At 45.3% G+C, this 20,136-nt stretch carries 6 protein-coding genes; all 6 read right to left on the bottom strand.

All coding sequences use genetic code 11. From position 1 onward, the window contains the following. A partial coding sequence (locus J4227_07450; GenBank protein ID MBS3110337.1) for a hypothetical protein occupies positions 1–396 on the bottom strand: 396 nt, incomplete at its 3' end. A 58-nt stretch (positions 397–454) separates the two neighbouring features. Next, on the bottom strand, positions 455–1,228 hold the full coding sequence (locus tag J4227_07445; protein ID MBS3110336.1) for a hypothetical protein: 774 nt from the start codon (positions 1,226–1,228) through the stop codon (positions 455–457). A gap of 97 nt (positions 1,229–1,325) precedes the next feature. After that, entirely contained in the window at positions 1,326–2,129 is an 804-nt protein-coding gene (locus J4227_07440; GenBank protein ID MBS3110335.1) for a hypothetical protein, read from the bottom strand. A 399-nt stretch (positions 2,130–2,528) separates the two neighbouring features. After that, positions 2,529–3,929, bottom strand: a complete 1,401-nt coding sequence (locus J4227_07435) for a hypothetical protein (protein ID MBS3110334.1) — start codon at positions 3,927–3,929, stop codon at positions 2,529–2,531. 343 nt (positions 3,930–4,272) lie between these two features. After that, positions 4,273–6,492: a hypothetical protein gene (locus J4227_07430; GenBank protein MBS3110333.1), complete on the bottom strand. Its 2,220-nt coding sequence runs from the start codon at positions 6,490–6,492 to the stop codon at positions 4,273–4,275. Positions 6,493–6,509: 17 nt separating this feature from the next. Beyond that, positions 6,510–20,129, bottom strand: a complete 13,620-nt coding sequence (locus J4227_07425; GenBank protein MBS3110332.1) for a hypothetical protein — start codon at positions 20,127–20,129, stop codon at positions 6,510–6,512. Between the last annotated feature and the right edge of the window lie 7 nt (positions 20,130–20,136).

Here is a 20,136-nt window from a genome sequence, read left to right as displayed (position 1 = left end):
GCCTGAGCCCTGCCAGAGCCTGCAGCTGCCATTTGTATAATGCGCAGTTGGCGCATCAGGGTCAGTGCTCACATTGCTTGTATGGAAGATTGTCGCATTGCTGGAATTTATGTCAATGTAACCGTTGCCGTCGTCAATTGTGGCATTGCAGTAGACTTTTGTCAATTGGGCCGGGTAAAGCTCGATATCATCAAATGACAGGTTGGAATATAGCCTTACATTCCTGACATTCGGATATTCATTGGTCACATTTGCCTTGGATATTGCTGAATCATTTGTGCTGAACAAGCCGAGAGCCTTAACATCCAGGGAATAGGGAGCATAACCGAGCATTATTGCAAGAGCTGTGATAACCAGAATAGCTGCAATTTCTACCTTACTATTTGCCAATTTCATGTGCATTTCACTTCCATTTCATATGCCATAAATAAAAAAAGGCAAAAAGGGAGTTGTTTTACGTCAATTCTACATAAAAGTAATATGCGATTGACCCAGTTGGATTTACCAATCCATATTCCGGGACTATAAGCTGGAAATCAGCAGGGCTGTTGTCATATGCTGAAACACTGCTTTCTATATTGGTCCCATAGATGACGTTTGTCCCATCATGTATGATTATCTCCTGGAAATCAGACAGGTCTGTCTGGTTTGTCTGTGCATCAGCTTTATAGATTGAAGTGGACCTGCAATTGCTCAATGTGGTGCCTGCAACCACGAAGCTGGTGTGGTTTGTTGAGTTGAATGTGCTTGTTATGTTGTCATTTGGGTTGGCAGTATGGTTGATTGCAAAATTCTCAGTTTCTATCTGCCCGACTGTTGCACAGGCTACTGAAGCCCACGTTATTGTTCCAGAGGCCCTTGTTGCATAAACATAACCAGTCTGGGTTGTGCCAGGCAAAGGCCAGTTATATATTGTATAGCCAGAGGCATCATCCAGGGTCAGGGTACCGCTCACATTTCCATAGTAGGCTTTCCATCTGACGTTTTTCTGCAATGCATTCAGGTTGATTGCAAATATGTACCCACCTGAAATGTTCTGGTCAACTCCGCCGGTGTAATTGACTATCTGCGCGGCTGTTGTTGCCTTGGTCTTGTTGGCGACTAAGGTGACAGTTGGGCCTTCTGGAGTTGCCGCAAATACAACAAATATAATCAGAAGTGATAATGATATAGCAGCCAGAATCCCGGTGACATCTGCTATCCTGTTTCTATGATGATTCTTTGCCATTTCATTTCGCTGCACTGTGCAGGTACCGTTACATTCTCTTGCTGATGTTCTTGCACTGTACTGATAACAATAAAAAAAATAAAAAATGAGCAAGGCCTTACGCCAGCTCTATGTAAAAATAATAGTTGGTTGTTGTTGTTTCAAAGCCCGGATGGCCGTTCTCTGCAACGAGCATCTGGAAGTCGTGTGCGTCAACGCCTCCCTTGAAGCCATCAACATTGTCCTCGAGCAAGGCTGCGAAGATGAGCCCTGAGGTCACGTTGTCTGTCAACAGCACTTCCTTGAAGCTTGCAGTCTGTGCTGCTTCATCCACATAGGTTGTGACCATGTGGCATGTTGCATTGGGCACTGTCAGTTGTCCAATCTTGAAGCATGCTGCTTCTCCGCCACCACATGTGTAAGTCTGCGTGAAGGTTTCGCTGAAGCCGTCATTGTCTGTGGAATTGATGCTGTAATCATTTTCAAGCGAGCTTTCATTCATAGTTTGGTAACTGATTGTGTCAGAACTGCTTGCACCGTTGAAGTTTAGGCATTTTACAGTAGCCCATGCAATCCCTGTTGAGATGTTGGTTGCATATATTTCTCCGGTTGGGCTTGCTGCGCTCCAGCTGTAGAGTGTATAGTTTGATGCATCATCCAAGGTTATTGTACCAGAAATGTTTCCATAGTAACCTTGCCATGATTCTGTAGACCTTGTATCGTTTATTAACAGTTCGGTGACGTTTCCTGCTTCAGCCACAATTGTGACAGAGGTATTTTTTTCCTGATATCTTCCAGAGTTGAGAACGGAAATTGAGTCTGGCCCCTGCGGCTGACTCACTTGTGCGGCATAAACATACAATGCAGCGAGAATGCCAAACAAACCAAGCAGAACTAAAATTGATTTTTTCTTGATTTCCATCACCTACACCTCTTTCTCAGGACTTTTGCCTTCCATTTTTCTTTCACTTTTTTATCATTTATCCATACTGGATGATTTTTTACTAAATTAAAATCCGATTAACACAATTGGTAACATTTATCGGAAATTAGTATACTAATATGTATACTCCTATATAAATGTTTCGTTTTTTAATTTATAAATAGGTATTTTATTATAGGCATTTATAACCAATTTAATTCAAAATAAAGTATTTATAACTAATTTAGAATAGATTAAACATGCAGTACATAATCATTAGTCTAAAACTCATTATTAACGGTGTTAATAGCAGAAAAGGCATTTATCCCCTCCCACATTGAATTTTGCCATACAATTATCTCCAAGAATTTCATCATCGTCGATAAATTTCAGGCAAATTCAAAGAAAAATGTCCAGAAAGTCAACCAGCTCTTTTCTGTTCTTTATTGGCCTGATATAGCCTGCAAGCTTTTCATCCCCGAAAACATGCTGCACCCAATCAGCAAAATCATTTTTTTCCTCATTAACATGATGGTAAAACTCATCATCTGAAATTTTCCGCATTGCCCTGGGAAGCTCCTCAATCCTCTTAATCACTTCACCGCTTTTCAGCCTGAAATAATTTTCCGGGATTACCTGCTTATCCTCATGGTCGGAGAGCGATATTGGCGCCGGCTTTGCCTTTTCTTTTGTCTCATGGTCCTGTTTTCCGTCAGGCTTTTCCTCAGCATTTTTTTGCTCGAGCGCGGCCTTGAAAAAATAGCTGACTGGATGCGAATCCTCCTCTTCCTTTTTTATCTCATCCTCAACTGCGGTTATCAAGCCTTTCCTGCCGCGGATGCCGGAGATCTTTTCCGCGAGCCTTAAATCGCGCACTGAAAACCTGACCCATTCAGCAAAATCATTCTTGTATTCATTTACATGGTGGCTGAAAGTGGCATCATCTATCACCTTTAGGATATCAATCATCTCCTTCACATTCCGTATCACTATCTTGTTCTTGAGGACAAAATACCTTTCAGGCGGAACATTTTGATGGAACTTTAATTCCTTGCTTATCCTTTTCAAACCCTCTATCTTGTCTTTTATCTCATTTTCCCTCTGCAATAAGAATTTTTTGTCCTCTTCCAGTATCTGCTTTTGCACCTGCCATTTTGCCTCAACCTCTTTCATTTCCTCGAGCTTTGACAGCAATTTGGCGTTCAGCTCCTTTTCATCCCCTGTGAAAACCCCCTTTTCTTCATGCTCCTGGACATCATAGTGTTCTTTCATCCTCTGGAACATGTCCTGGGAAAGAAGGCTTTCATTGAATCCCTGCTCTTTAATGACTTTGGCAAGATGCGCAAAATATCCCGGTGAACCTGATTCATCCTCCAGCCTGGTTGCCATGCTCCTCATGCTGAACTGTGCATCCTGGACTGGCGTTTCTGGACCGGGGCCGGAGGCAGCTTTGGCTATTATCTGTGAAAAATCATCTTGGCCCTGCTTTGCCATGGGCTGGACTGTCGGTCCGGGATCAGAATTAAGCTCCTCGTGCATCATCTCAATCTCACGCTCAATCACAGTCCTGTCCTTGTCCGGAATGGGCTGTGGCTCGGGCCTGGTTGCTTCTTTGGCAGGGGTAGGCGCGGGCTTTGCTGTTCTGACTGGAGAAAGGTCCGGCAGCTCGTCAGGGGGAGCATTTTTTGCAGGCGCGGCTGCTGGCTTTGCATCCTCAACAAGGCCTGGCAATTCATCTGGAACAGAATCAGCGTTGTCTGCTCCTTTGCCAAGAACACTCTTAATCAATTCCTTAACCATCTTCCCCTCTTTTTTTCTACATGGGCATACACTATATACATACTCTGTATAGATACACTATATATATTGTATTGCAATTGCATGTTCCATACAATCAAAATAACTGGACCATATAGTGATTTTATATATTTTCAGCTTTCTCAAGCGCCCCTTGTCTTACCAGGAATTATGCTGCATCCCTATCCATACGCGACTGTCCCCTAATCTATCTTTGCCAAAACAGTATAAATACTTTTGTTATGATTCAGAAGTAATAGTCCAATATTCGGTGCCATGATGAAAAGGGGCGCGAGCGCCCGCCAGCCGAAGCCAGCAGGCGCCGCGTGATGTGATGAAGCATGAGTCAGCTGAGCTCTGTGTAAAACTTGACACTCCCTTCAGGCAGGGCCAATGCGCTCAGCCTTGAGGGAATCCTGATTTCAAAATCCACATTGCCATATTGTCCGTATGCAGATGAGACAATTTTTGAAATGAAAACCACATCCTGTGTCCCATTAAACTGCCCCTGGTTCTCATCTGAATGGTCCCAGAGGATCCCAGTCTGAAAGACTGAATTATTGGTGCTGTTGATGACAGGGACATCAAGGATTCCATAGTTGAAAACTGTAAAATTAGAAAATGACCTGGCCCCGCCGAGGTAAGTAAAGGTGGAATTAACGGAATCAGTTAAATTAGTCATGTTTATTCTCAGGTCGAGCTCGGCGAAATCCTCCAGCCTCGGCAAATGTGCTAAATCCCAGCCTAATGCCGTGAGATTGTTGAAGTTAACAATGCTCTCCGAATCTGTGGCAAATATATTTCCGTCATATCCGACTGCATTCATCCAGGCAAACACTGTCAGGTTCTGGGATGTATCAAGGAAAATGTCTGAAATGACGCTGCCATAAAATGTGGAGTAAGCAGTGATGTTAATTGTAAAATTCGCAATGTTGTTGGATTCATTGGACTCGATTAATGAGCCGTTTGTTGATAAAACCGGGTCCAGGACAACAAAAATTGTCGCAGAGCCTATCCGTGTGTAATAATCGACTTCAACAGAGGCATTGCCGCCAGCTGATATGTTCAGGGAAAAGTCCGATCCAAGCTGAAATCCGCCTGATAAGGGATGGCCCTCAAAAAATTGGGCAGTCAGGTTCAGGCTTGAGTTTCCTGAGCCAAGGTTGAAAATGGTTGCATTGATCCTTATGTTCTGTTTCTCAGAAGGGTTCGCGACGCTCAAGTGAATGTCCTCTGAATATACCTTGAAATCTGGAGTGCGAATCCTGAAGAACGGGGAAGCCCCGGGATTATTTGCCCTGTCTGTACAATTGACCTGCCATGCATAATCGTTTCCGGGAATGGACCTGGAAAAGTTATTTGAAAGGTTCAGCCTTATCGAGGTGTTTATTTCAACGGTTTGGCCCTGCAGGATAAATGAGCAATTGCTCACTTCAAAGCTGTCGGTCACATTGTATTCAAACAAAAGGCTGTATGAATCCATGACTGAATTGTTGAAGGGTGACAGAAGAGAAATGCCAGGTGCAACTGTATCAACTGTAATTGCCCTTCGTGTGCTGTTTCCCTGCAATCTGCCTGTGCTGTTGTCAAAACAGGAAACAAACCATTCATATTCCCCGTCCTGGGCTTCCTCGATGGTGAAATTATGCCGGGCATAAGTTTCCAAATTTGAGGAAGTTTGATTTAATCCTTCATTTATATACAGGCTGCAGTTTTCAAGCCCGGTATTTTCTGAAACATTGTACATGAATGTCAGGTTATGGAAATTTGTGAATGTGCCATTGGCAGGGTATTCAAGGTTGATTGTCGGTGGTGTAGTATCCTGTATGTCCAGGAGAATAGTATAGCTGCTTAATCCCTGGAGATTCAGGCCATCTGTTCCGCAGGATGCACTGACTGTTACATTTAGGGTGCCCTCTTTTATGCCTGAAATATTCCAGGCAGCTGTCCTGTGGGAATGATAGGCAATATCGCCGAGCTCTATTCTGAATTGCTGATCCTGGGTGATATTAGCATATCCACCTGAAAACGAAATGGTTGCATTGCAGTCAGATGCATCCGCGCCAAGAATGCTTATGTTTGCAGTAAGGTTGAAAGCATCTGTTGTATTCCTGACGCTGTTGTTTGCCGGGAAAAATATGGTGACATTGGTTTCGCTGGGCCTGCTCTGGTTCAAGATCACATCCAAGGCCGTTGTGGTGGAAAGAAGGGTTGTATTGGCAGTGCCGTAATGCGTGGCGTTGTAGGATGTTGCTATAATCAAGTCTCCGGTAATGCCAAGTATTGTTGCCGAATAAATGCCTTTTAGCGGTGGCGGGCCAGGATTCTGCGTATATGTCAGGACAACATTCCCGCTCGAGGTGTCATTCAAAATAACAGGCAGGTTTGCTTCAGCACCTGTAGTTTTGCTGTTGTCTGCAAACACCCTTCCCTGGATGTTGTGCGGCTGGGGCGCCTGCGCAGAGGCAAGCTGCAATGATGCGGCAAAAAGAAATATCATCAGGAGGATTTTCAAATACTTCAAACCAAACTTCTGTTTTTTCGAAATCTGTTTTTGGGTTTCCATTCTTTCTGGCTTCAAATCTATCTTAGCTCCACATAAACTGTTACGCTTGTGTCAAGGTCAGGCTGTATGTACTGCCTCAGCCTTGCAGGTATCCTCATTTCAAAGTCATATGTGCCATACCTGCCGGGCTGCGCCTTATTGATTGGCGCTATGAATATGACATCCTGGGTCCCGTTGTACTCTGCAGCCGGCGCATCGGTGCTGTCCCATAAAATCCCGGTTGAAAACACACTTGTGTTGGTGGTATTGACAAGCGGGACATTGATTACAGTCTTGCCAAATATAGTGAGGTTTGTCCTGTTCAGGGGAATGCCGTGGTCAGTCCAGGTAACATTGATTGAATCGGTGAGATTGCCCATCAAAAGGCCTGAGTCAAGCTCATAGAAATCATTTGTAGAATTCTCATCCGTTGAATTGATTCCCAATGCCTTAAGGCTGCTCCAGACAACCTGGCTGTCGCTGTCAATTGCAAAAACCGTGCCGGAAGTGGAATTGCTGAAGTCCCACCTAAAAATTTTGCTCGCATTCAGGCTTAATACCAAATCACCTGAAAGATTGCCATAAATTATCTGGTAGGCCCCGACATTGCCTGTCCTGTTGGCCTTGTTGTTTGTCTCTATCTCCTCAGACACCAAATTACTCCTGTCAACCTGCACAAAAATTGAAAAATCCCCGATATCAAGTGTCACTGTAGTGTTGACTGTTATGTTTTCACCCGGCTGCAGGCTGGCCAGGTGGCTATTGCCAAGCTGTGTGCCGCCATTATCAGGGTCACCGAGGTAAAACCCTATTGTGAAGTTGTTTGCCGCCCCTTCTCCGATATTCCAGACATTTGCCTCCACAATGAATGGCTTGTCCTCGACAAAGCTGCTTTCATTGAAAGTTATGTTGTTTGTCGTTATGATAAGGTCAGGAGGCGTGACATTGAAGTAGAAAGTGTGGCTTGTGCCTGTGTTTGAGGCATTGTCCCTGCAGGACACGCTCCAGTTATGCAGGCCTGAATTGAACCCTGAAACATACTGGCTGTAGTTCAGTGTTGAATTTATTATTATTCCGGATACATTTATTGCGTTGTCAATTGTAAGATTGCAGTATAATTGGGCTGCGCGATTGTCAGCGGAAGTGAAATTGAAAGTGGTGTAGGTGTTGGACAAATTGCTGTTGTTTGCAGGTGCCAGCAGAGTGACATTAGGAGAGGTGGTGTCAATGTGCACTACAATGAAGCTGGAATTCCGCGTATTGTTTGCATTGTCAAAGGCCCCCAGAATTATCAGGTAATCCTCTTCAGCCATTGGCCCAACCAGCTGGCTGCCAGAGCCTCCGTTGCTGATATTTCCGGAGATGTTGGCAGTCCCATTCACATAGAAAGTCCAATTAAGCAGTGTGTCCAGGTTGTCTGATATTGTGTATGTGATATCCGGATAAATGCTTGAAAGCCATGTGTTGTTTGAGTATGTTATGACAGGATTGGGCGCGCTCGAATCAACATAAAACTGCCACTGGGTGCTGTTTGTGCCCTCATTGCCCACGTCATCTGTGCAATTGACGCTCCATGTATAGCTTCCTTCCGGGAATGCCTGCTGGAACTGGTTTTGCTGGCCCATACTGATGGTGCTATTTGTCACATTTGCAGTGGAATTTATGATCAGGGTGCAGCTTTCCACTTCCAATAAGTTGTCAGATGGAGTAAAATAAAAGTCAATAATCGTTGCACTGGACCAGGACCCATTTACCGGCGAATTCATCAGCATGCCCGGCCCTGTAAGGTCAATTGTGAAATTCCTTGATTCACTTGTGAAATTGTTGCCAGCGTTGTCCTGGCAAGTGACATTCCACATTTTTGGCCCCTGGGCCAGGCCATTCACCGTGACATTTGCATATGTTCCATTATTGGCCTGAATATCCTGTGCAACAATGGCACCATTGACTGTCAGATTGCAGATCATTTGCGCATCAAATGTGTCATTTGCGCTGAAATTGAAATAAACACTCTGGCTTGATGTATTATAGAATGCAATGGGCTCGTAGAGAATTACAGATGGAGGGGTCCTGTCTATCCTGAAATAATTGTAGCTTGTCCTGTTATTGCCGACTGAATCAACAGCATAGACTGAAACATTGTAAACTCCCTCAGGCCAAGTCGCAACAGGAATTGAGATCAAGTCTGACCAATTGTAATACTGCTGGCCAATTGACATATTGCTGTTGTTTGCCATCCTCTCAAAAGTGGAATTGGTTATGTTATAAGCGGAAACTGTGAGGTTTCTGTTCTGTATCCTCATGTCGAGGTAGAAATCATCCCTGTAATCTGTGCCGTCAGGAGCATAGAATACTATGCTTGGTTTCCTGTTGTCAACAATGAACCGGACGCTGGCATTGGCCCTGTTGCCCAAGGTATCATTGGCAGTTACATTGAACATCACCCAAATATAATCCGCAGCCTCAGTTACGTTTATGGTGGAATTCCACCATGCATCAAAATTGCCTGTCGCATTAAGGCTTCCAGCCTGGTAAATGCTTCCTGAGTCATTGAGCAATGCATAAGACGCTGTGTCCAGGCCAGTCCCGGCGTCAGTAATTGAGGCAAGCAAATCTATGATGTAGCCAAATGCGTTGCCATCTGTCGGGCTTTGGATGGTGATGACAGGCGCGGTTGAATCAATAAAAATAGTGATGTATGAGGAATTTTGCCTGTTTCCTGCCAGGTCCTTTGCCTCCAAAGTGATGTTGTGATAGCCATCTGCAAGAGAAGTCAATGAATTGGCGCCAGCTGCCCCGTTGCTCACAGTGCCATTAGTGCTCACTGCCATGAAATCTATGTAGAATGTGTAATTTAATGTGGGAGCAAGGTTATCTGTAATATTAAATTCAATCAAAGGGGTTATATCCGAGGAATTCGTGTTGTTTGCTGTGGTGATATTGGGGAATGGAGGGTTGGTATCTATATTCACTCTCAGGAAAGTGGAATTTTTCTTATTCCCGGCCAAGTCAGCGGCCTCAATGATTATTTCCCAGGGGCCTTGGGATGGTGTTGAAAGATTCACATGAATGCTGGTGCCGTTGCTTGTTGAATTTTGGACATAATAGGAACCGTTTTGGTAAACTGTATAATTTATCAGGCTCGCAAGATTGTCGGTAATATTAAACCAGACTTCCGGGCTAAAATCTGAATGCCAGCTGTTGTTGGCGGTTTCCCAGGATATGGTGGCATTTGTCAGGTCAACATTCAGCGCGAAGAGCGAGCTGTTTTTCCTGCGGGTCAAACCAATATCAATGCCTTCAACATCAGCTCTTGGCGCAAGGGCTTCCACAATGAAAGTGTGCTTGCCCTCGCTCAGGTTCGCAATGTAGACACTTTCCAACCCGTCGGTGAATTCGAATGTGGAATTTGGCGCATTGTCCAGATAAACAGTGTAATTCAGGGAATTATTCAGGTAATCATTGACCTTGATATTGAGATTATTCGAGGTAATCCGGCTCCACGTGCTATTCACTGGGTCTGTAATCCTCGGATAAAGCAGGGTCAGGTTATTTGTGGCATTGTTGTTGGTATAATTTAGTTCCACACCGGCATAGCTGACATTCACTGTTATGCTACGGAATCCGGTTGTGATGTTCCAGGTTGCATTTACTGTGGTGCTGGTCCCGGATGCCAATGTGGCCACACTGGCAATCCCCAAAAATGTGGACCTGTCGAAGAAATAAACATCGAAATTATCAGCTTCTATCCCTCCTACATTATAAATTGTGGCATTGATTAAAATGCTGTCATTGATGTCCGGATTGGTGTTGTTAAAAGTGATGTTGCCTGGCGTAATAACCAGGTCAGGCGCATTGACTATGAAGCTTAAGGTGGAGCTGGTGTTTGTATTGTTCAGGTCATCCCAACAGACAAGTGTCCAATTGTGGTCGCCCTGGCTAATATTGCCTATCTCTACAGCATTGGGAGTCCCAGGATATGATGATACGCTCCTATTCACAATATCATCCAGTGTCAGGTTGCAATTGACTGTGTTGTTGAAGCCGAATTGCTCAAATATTGTGAAATTGAAGTAAATATCATCATAGTTGAATGTCTCACCATCATAGGGGGTTGTCATTGCAAACCCCGGGCCCAAAAGATCCACATAGAACCTTTTGGCCGTTGTATTGGTCCCGATGTTTCCTGCATGGTCGGTGCAATTTACCGTCCAGTCATAGCTCCCATGGACAAGATAGTCGCCGCTTACAAGATTTTCAAGGCCATAGCCCAATGTGCTGTTTGTGTTATTGGCAATATCATTGAGAACCAAAGTGCAACTGCTGATGTTGTAAGAATTGTCGTTCGGCGTGAAATTGAATGAATAATTTGTGTCGCTGGCCCTGGTATTGTTGGGCGGGTGCCCTAAAATCACTGTGGGCGGAACTTGCATTGAAAAATTGAACAACGTGCTGCTCCCAGAATTGCCGGCCTGGTCTGTGCAGGAAACATTCCAGTAAAGCCTTCCATCAGTGAAGTTGGCCACTGTCAAATTATAGTATTGGTTTGATGTGGCACTCATTCCCTGGGAGCGCAGGGTGTTGTTCACTGTAAGATTGCAGCTCAGATTTGTGCCAAAGTTATCTATTGCCGTGTAATTGAAAATGACCTCATCAAAGGAGTAGCTTGTCCCATTTGGTGTGTGCAGGTAAATGCCAGGACCAGTGAGATCAATGTAGAATGTTCTCCACGCCGGGGCCGCGACATTCAGGTCGTTGTCAGTGCAATTGGCAGTCCAGTTATGGATGCCTTCATTGAAATCATTTACAGTCCTGGTCAACTGTGCTCCTGAGGCCGGTGTTATGAATGTTGAGCCGTTCTGGGTATTGTCTATATTTAGCCGGCATTCCAGGAGGCTGGCATCATTGTCCAGCGGGGTGAAATTGAAATCCAGGGATGTGAGCCTTGTGAAGTAACCGTCATCAGGGAAGTCCAATGTCAGGGAAGGTGAGAAATTTTGGTAAAACTGCCAGGTCGGGCTTTCATTGGTGAAGCCTGTATTGTCCCAACAGGTAACATTCCAGTAATGGTAGCCCTCAATGAAATCATTGACTGTCTTTGTGGTGGTTGTATTGCTTGTTGCCCCGAAATTGGAAAGATTAATAGTTCCATCGACACTCAGGTTGCAGCTGAGATTGGCATCGACATTGTCAGTTACATTAAATTTGAAGTCCATATATGACAGGTAATTCACGCTATTGTTTGAAGGTGAAACCAGCGACAGAAGCGGGGTCCTGTTGTCTATGTCAAATGATTCCTCGGTCGCAGTTCCTGTGATTCCATTCACATTTGTGCAGTTCACAGTCCAGTTGTACCTTCCTTCTGTGAGATTTGTCAGGTTGAAATAGCTCAATGGGCCGCCAAGCTGCACATTTGAAGTGTTGGTCTGGTTAGTCTCCCCATTGACTATAAGCCCGCAACTGAGAAGGTCATAGCCCGAAAATACCTGGTAGGACATCGTCACATTTGGATCAGTGAAGCCATCGCCAGTGAGTGGAGATGCAAGATAAATTTCAGGGACTTCCTGCAAAGTCAGGTTGCGCGTGGCACTTGCCCCTGTGAGCCCCGCATTGTCCTCGCAGGTAACATTCCAAAAATGTGTTGAGCTGTTTAAGCCATAGACTGTAACTGAGGTATTTTGGCTTGCCTGCGCAGAGATTCCGGAAACATTGACTATTCCGTCCAATGAGAGGTTGCATTTCAGGATGTTGTCAAAATTATCCACTGCGCTGAAATTAAATGTAACATTAGTTCCCTGCGGAAAAATTGCTCCAGGAGCGGGGTAGCTCAGGCTGACATTGGGCCCTGTCATGTCGACGGTAAAATTGCGGGCCGAGGAATTTCCGACGCTATAATCATAATCTGTGCACCTGACTGTCCAGTTGTGGACGCCTTCATTTATTCCAGTGATGTTGAAATAATTCGAATTGTTTGTTATGATGGAGTCATTTGTCAAATTCAGAATGTCGTCGATATAAATGCTGCAGTTGAAAATTCCGAAGGCGTCATACGGGATATAGCTGAAATTAATGTCTTGCGAAGGTGTGGTGTAATTCTGCAGCGGATTAGCTAATGAAACCCTCGGCGGGGCGCGGATGTAATAAATGTACGTTGCGCTCGAATTTCCATTGTTTGCCAGGTCGCTGCATGAAACATTCCACTGGTGGAAGCCTTCGTTGAAATTGCTGATATTATGCTCGGCGGGAATATTGTTGTAGGCAATGATATTTTGGGAATTATTCCTATTTCCGTCGACGGTGATATTGCAGGAGAAATTTGTGCTCAGCAAATCCGATACTGTAAAATTAAAACTGATATTTACCGCAGTATGGTTTGTATTGTTCGACGGAAAATTGAGCGCTATTTCCGGCGCTGCCGAATCAATGTAAAAAATCCTCCTTTCTGACGAGCCAGCCAAAGCTGTGATGTCGATGCAGCTGACTGACCAGTTATATTGCTTATCACCTAAATCGCCCAGGGTAAAATTATTCTGGCCGCCGGTGGTGTTGAGCAGGGTGGCATTTGTCTGGTTGAGGGCATTGTTGATGTATAAGCTGCAGTTGGCCATTGCGTTGCTGCTGTTGGCAGTATAATACAATGTAATGTTTGGCAGGGATTGGAAGTAATTGTTTGCAGGGGATGTAAGATTTACCGTCGTGGGAGACGAGATATTAAATTCCCAGGTCAGGCTGGTGTTCTGGTTTCCGGCATCATCCTGGCAAGTTACATTCCAGTATTTGTACCCGTTTGTCAAGCCTGGAACCAGAGTAGTCGATACTGAGCCTGAGGTCGCTGCAATGCCAGATGCCTCAATGACATTGTTGATTGTAATATAGCATGACAAGCCCGGGTCAAGGTTGTCCGTCGCTGTAAAATTGAATGTTATGCTGCTTGACTGGAAAAGGGTGCCGTTCGGCGGCGCGCTCAGGTTGATGGACATCTTGGAATAATCCACTGTGAAATTTTCAAAAGTGGAATTGCCAACCGAGCCCCTGCTGTCTGAGCAATTTACCTGCCAATAATGATTCCCCTCCAGCAATGCTGAAATGTTGAAGAAATTTGGCTCACCGTTTGTGATGCTGTAGTTTGTCGCATTAAACGCGCCGTCCAGATAGAGTGTGCAATTCGCAACATCATATGCATCAGAAGGTGTGTAATTAAATGGTATCAATGTCATGTTTGTGGCGTTGAAGTCAATTGGAAAATTCAGGGTGACCCTGGGTGGTTTGTCGACTGTAAATGATTCATTTGAAGCAGCGCCTGGATTGTTTGCGTCATCCCAGCAGGTGACATTCCAGACATGGTCACCATCGTTCAATCCAGTGATTGTGTAAAGCGTATTAGCCCCGCTGGTTGCCAAAATCAATGCGGTGTTGTTTACCACACTGTCCAGGGTCAGGTTGCAGTCAACAACCCCATCTGTGTCATCAGTTGCTGTGAAATTGAATTGCACATTTCCGGAAGTAATGTTCAGAGATACCGGGTAGTTAAGGACAACCACGGGCCCGCCCGCGTCCAGCGTGAAATTCCTGGTGGTACTATTGCCTGTGAAACCGGCATAGTCAGTGCAATTGACGCTCCAGTTGTGCTTGCCACCGCTTATGCCAAATATGCTGAAGAAATTGGGCTGATTGTTGGTTATTGTGCTGTTAGTAAAATTGGCTGCCGTATCCAGCACCAATGTGCAATTTGCAAGGCCGGTTGTGGAGTCGCTTGGCGTGTAATTGAATGTGATTGATGACGATGCAGTTGAATAATCAATGTCAGGCCAGTTTAGCTGGACCGTCGGGCGGGACGTGTCAACGCTGAAATTTCGCTCTGTGGCAGCATCATAATTTCCGATAAGGTCAGAGCAATTTACATTCCATATGTACCATCCATCATTGAGCCCTGAAAGGGAATACTCCTGAGCAACTCCATTCCTTGAGACAATTGGATGGCTGGTATTTTTGGCGCCATTAATCAATATGTCGCACTTCAGGTTGCCCGGCTGGTCATCGCTTGCAGTCCAGGAGAGCGTAACTGATGAAGTTGTGTAGTTGGCTAGGTTAACCGGCGAATTCAATGTGACAGTTGGGTTTGTGTTGTCAATCAGCGCATAAATTGTCTCGCTTGCATTGTAATTCCCAAGGCTGTCAGTGCAATTCGCATCAATATTGTAAAAGCCATCACCATAATCATTTGTGTCACTGTAATTTATCCAGTCGTATCCGACTGTGTTGTTCATGAAGATGTGGCCAAGTGTGTCTGTCCCATTCCTGTATCTGTAATTGCAGGCTGAAATTGTATCCCCATCTGTGGCAGTGAAATTGATAATCTGGATGCCGCTCAGCAGCGGATGCAGTGTAAGCTCAAGCGCAACATAGTCTGTTGTGAGATTGCTCCGGCCCTCGCCGACACCGGCGCCCGTTGCGTTCATCGCCTCAACAAGAAGGCTGACATCCCCTGTTGCATTTATGAAATACGTTGGATTGGCAAAAGACCTATTGAACACAACATCTGTGCCAAGAGTGCTCCAGCTTGTATTCTGTATCAGTGAGTATGAACTTGCGGTGTAATTCCACAAAAATACGCTGTAGCCGACAGCCCTCTCCTGCGCTGATGTTCCCCTGGATGCAAAACCCTCATACACAACCCTGAACTCTGAAAGGGTTGCATTGGTTTCCGGAACCCTGAAATTAAAAACATGGTATGCAACAGAGCCAACTGTCTCATTTATGCTGCTGAACTTTTGGTTGTCGCTTGAAATAAGCATAGAATAATCCGAAGATGTCAACTCCTGGCCTGATGCAATTGACACAGGCGGACGGGCAGAATCCCCCCCGAAATACGCATGATTGTTGCCTGTGTCAGTGAAATTCCCGAAATTCTTTGGCCTTGATGGCTTCTGTATTATTACATGTGTGTTCGTGTCCAGCGAATAATTAATGAGCATGTAAATGAAATCAACACTCATGTCCCTTGCAGCTGCGCCGTTGTTGTCCGTATATCTCAGGCTTATTGAGTTTGCTTCAGCAATGGTGTCAATGCCCGATATTGTGCAGTTGCTGAATTGTTCCGTCGTCGTGGTTGCGATTGTGCACACTGACTGATATGCACTGCCATCCCACCACTGTATGTACATTGTCTCCGCAGCACTGGCATAATGCTGAATTAGCACTTCAACCTTGTTTATGACATAAAGGCCGCTGAAGCCATTGCTCCAGTTCATTTCAAGGTAATCTTCACTGCCGCCAGCACTGTTCACCACAGCAGGCACATCATCGCTGTTGTTCACTTCATAAAGGACACTCCCAGTGCCATCATCATCATTTTCAATTGCGACATAGGGTTTCAGCACAACTGCCATGCCTGTTGTGTTCCTGAGCCACGAGAGCTTGTTGTCTGTTGCATTAATCGTGTAATTCCCGCTTCTTATTGAGGTTGAGGAAGTTGGAATCTGCCATGTCGTTGTGAAACCTCCTGTCCTATTGGTCTGGACAGTGGTATCAGGATACCCGGATGCAGACTGCCATGTGTTGTCCAGGATATTCAATGTCACATTGTTATTTGAGGAGAAGCCAATTCCCTTGACAGTCACTGTTTCCCCAGGAGCATAATAAAATGTGTTGGTGAAAATGTATGACGTCACATTGAAATACTTCCTGTCATTGGCCGTGATATTGTAGTTGCTGTTGCCATCAACTGCATAAAGAATCACTGAAAAATTCCCGCCGACATCTGTTGTATGCGCATAATAATATGAACTTCCCGAATTGCTCATAGAGTAGTTGAATTTGCTTGTATTTGGAAATTGAATTTCAGCATAAGCGCCATTAACACCATAGTTGTCCGTTATAGTAGCGTTGATATAAACAATCCCACCCGAAACTGTGACATTGGGCGAAATCCTGAAATTGGTGATTGAGGGTGCAATAGTATCAGTAGTTGAGGCAACCGTGAATGTGGAAATGCCACTGTTAGATGTCTGGTTTGCCGTATCGTTCGCATAGAACAGCCAGCCGATAATGCTCCCTTCGGCAGCTGTCACAGTCAAAGTTATGTTTGAAACATTAATCAGGCCAGTGAAGCTTTGGGAAGTGACGTTGACCCACGAGCCTGAATTGTTCCATGAGAATTTCCAGCCTATCAGGCCATAATCATCCTCCCATGTTGCATTAAAAAGCACTGCAGTATTCTGGTAAATAGATGTTGTATTTTTTGCAGGGTTGGGAGTCTGGCTGGATGAAAGATACGGCCCGACGTCGCCTGACACATTCACAACTATTGTAGGTGAGCTTGTCTTGGTTACTGCATTTGCAGTAGAGCTGCACCTAATATAGACAGTGCCCACATTTCTTGCAGTTATTGTATCGCTGACCGCCTGGTTGCAGGCATTTGATTCAGGATTGTTTGCGACAGATAATTCATCTGATGTCCCTGAACTGGTAGAAATTGTGTTGGCGCCACCTGAGCAGTCAATATCTTCGCACCACTGGTATGTATGTGTCACTGTTGGATTTGCGCCAGATCCAGTGCAGGTTGGGGTGCAGGTTATAGTAAAAGTTGCGCCCAGCAAAATGGACTGGTTTGTCGCAGGCGCAGTCATTGCCACTGACTGGAGGACTTTATCGTCGCTGGCTATTTCCCACTGCCTGGCCTCTGAGAAATTTCCGATTTCCAAAGGCCCTATCATATAGAAATATGGGCTTATATCCGGAGCATCATAGGTGTAGCTGAGCTTATAGCTGTTTCCTGCTGAAAAATCTGCAATCCATGACAACACCTTGGTTTGATTGACTGTGTTAACATCAAAATTGGGGCTGGGTTCAATGGCAAAGCTGGCCGGGACATATTCATAAACCGGGCCGGAATAATCCTGAATTGCAACAACCGTAATGTTCACATCATATGGAACATAGGGGAAAATCCTTGTCGCGGTAATCCTGGAGATGTCAAACGGAACGCTGGATTGCACTGAGAAATTGGAAATCCTGATTGCATTGTTTGGCGCGCCATCCTGGGTCCAATTTGCAGTGACATTGATTATATAAGTGCCAGTCCCTCCTACATTATATGTTGCATAATAGTCTGGCAGGCTTGTTGGGCCGTAATAGCTGCATTCGGGGGAAACTGTGATGCCTCCGCTGTCGACATCGAAAGAGGTAACCAGGCCTGATGGATCTGTTATGGAAAGGGCCATATCAGCATCACAGACCATATTCCCCTGATTATTCAGCAGCCCAATGGCAACAAAGGCAGCTTCGCCAGGCAGGAAAATTGACTTGTTGGTGTTTACCGCTATCAATCCTGATTCAGCAAAGGCCGGATCATTTGGCCCAACATCCACAATGTATGGCTGCCCAATGACAAGGTCCTTTATCTTTGCCCAATCCCCACTGCACTGCTGTGCTGCAAAATCCCATTCTTTGCATTTGTACAGGTACATCCCTTCGGCTATAGCTGATATTGCCATTGACTGTGCATCAATGCCTGCCGGGTCAATGGCATAGACCTTTTCCCATTTTTCACCTGGCGGGGCAGGCATGTGCTTTGAAGCTGTGTCAAACTTTATGAAAGCTGATTTTTGTGTGTCCATCCCCCTTACTGAGATTAAATTGACTTTTGGCTCGGTCAATTGCACGTCAACATCTGCCTTGCCATCACTCATGCCCCTGAGGCGCGCCCTGGACTTGATTCCCTTGCCATCCTTATCAATAACCTTGAACTCATTGCCATTCATGGAACTGGCCAACTGCTGGTCCAGGCGGGTCTTGGTTTCAATGAGGCCGTAATCCTCAAGCTGGCTTATGGAATTCTCAGTCCTGGAATCAAGGTCAAGAATCAGGTCCTTCCTGATTTGCTGCTGCCCTGAGCTGGCAACAAGGATGACCTTATACAGCCCCCTTTTTACTTCCTGTTTCTTTGTCAATTTCAGGGCAAAACTCTCCTTGCCAAGATAGTCAAGTTGCACATCAAATAATTCCTTCTGGGGGTCCTCATTGACAAAAATGTTTATTGTATCGATGACGGATGTGGCAAATATGTCATTGAGCACAGACCTTTTTCCTTCAAGCTCCTTGGAGAAATCAATATTGGTGCTAATGACGTGCTCCGATGTGAATTTGGCTGCGACGAATTTTGCAACAATGGCGCTTTCATCCTCTTCTTCAGCAGGTGCCAGGGGCAATTCGCCCGGCCGCAGTTCAGATTTGACTTCCTGTTTTCCGACTGTGACGCTATCGGTGAGGCCGCTTATCTCAAAAAATATTTTTTCAACTGCCTGGCTCTGCCCGTAGGCCGCAACCACAACAGCCGCATAAACCCCATCAGGCAAATTCTCGGTCCCGCTTATTTTCATCACAAACCTGTTTCTTTCAGCCGGCTCCAAAGCAACTGCCAGCCCATTGCTGGATTCCTGGCCTTCCACATACCCTGTTGCTGATTCTATGGAGGTAATCCTGAACAATTTGTCAAGTATGTTTTTTCTTTCAATCCTGTCCCTGAAATCAAAAAGTATTTCCACTGGCTGGCCAGGTGAGAATGGCGGCAATCTGGTCGTGGCGCCAGATGGCACATTTTGAGATTCTGCTGTGTCGCCTGCCGGGATATCTGCAGGAATGCTATCCTCTCCCTGGTATTCCTGCGCACTCACCTGGAATTTTCTCACAGCCACTTCCTTCCCGGCCCGAAGCAGCCTGGCTGTGTAATTACCGGCAGACTTCGGCACAAAGCTGACCTTGTTGCTTATCAATCCAAGGAAGCTGTACTTATCCTCCCCTGACTCAATGTAGAATTCGTAATCCTGCCCGACAGCAACGGAAAATTCAATAAGGACAGGCTCATTTATCCTGTATTCTGTTTTTGGCATATAAATGTCGAGAATACCGTGCCCGGCGCTGCCAGGCAGGCCGCCGCCGGTCACAGAAACATAGAATGTGGAATTTGCAATAACTCTCTCCCCAAGCTTCGCAATAACTGCGTAGATGCCTATGCTTTTTGGCGTGTAGAAGCTTGTGGAATTCTGCTTTCCAAGAAATCTGACTGTGGCCTCATCAGAAACAATCTCTATTGCAAGCTTGTCAAAGCTATTGGCCTGCATGCCTGACAGCATGGCATATTTTTCAATGTTGCTGCTTATTACCTTGACTGTTTCTCCAAGCTCATAGCTGTCTTTGTCTGTAAGAATCACCGGGATTTTTTGGGCGGCTGAGCCAGCGGATTTTTTAGCCTGTTGCAGGTCAATGGCTGCAGAAAAGGTCTCCGAATGGGAAAGCCCGCTGGCTGTGTCAAGAATTTCAAGAACATAAACACCTTCAGTTTTGGGGGTAAAGGACACCTCTTTCTTATTGTCCTTGGCAAAGAATTTGTAAACTTGCGTTCCGTGCCTGATGGTAAGGTCAAGGAAAGAAAAATTGACATGCTTCCAGGAGGCATTTGCTGCGGAAAGCCTTGCAAAATCAATGGCGAGCGGGGCTCCCAGCTGCACCGTTGGCGCAGTCAAGATATTCTTGCTGCCAATGAAGTCTGCAGAGCTTTCTTGGGAATCAATAGTGTTTAAAGTATTTATAGAACTGCCTAATATACCGCTGTCTGCTAGGCCAAATCCGCCTATGGCCGTGGCATACAGGGCTAGCATTAAAAGT

The organism is Candidatus Woesearchaeota archaeon (genome assembly GCA_018303405.1).
Classification (GTDB): domain Archaea; phylum Nanobdellota; class Nanobdellia; order Woesearchaeales; family JABMPP01; genus JAGVYD01.
This window is presented reverse-complemented; position numbering and strand designations above follow the sequence as displayed.

Excerpts from the sequence above, each read along its gene's own strand:
- J4227_07445 (MBS3110336.1), bottom strand. The coding sequence starts at position 1,228 with ATGGCAAAGAATCATCATAGAAACAGGATAGCAGATGTCACCGGGATT.
- J4227_07440 (MBS3110335.1), bottom strand. The coding sequence starts at position 2,129 with ATGGAAATCAAGAAAAAATCAATTTTAGTTCTGCTTGGTTTGTTTGGC.
- J4227_07435 (MBS3110334.1), bottom strand. The coding sequence starts at position 3,929 with ATGGTTAAGGAATTGATTAAGAGTGTTCTTGGCAAAGGAGCAGACAAC.
- J4227_07430 (MBS3110333.1), bottom strand. The coding sequence starts at position 6,492 with ATGGAAACCCAAAAACAGATTTCGAAAAAACAGAAGTTTGGTTTGAAG.
- J4227_07425 (MBS3110332.1), bottom strand. The coding sequence starts at position 20,129 with ATGCTAGCCCTGTATGCCACGGCCATAGGCGGATTTGGCCTAGCAGAC.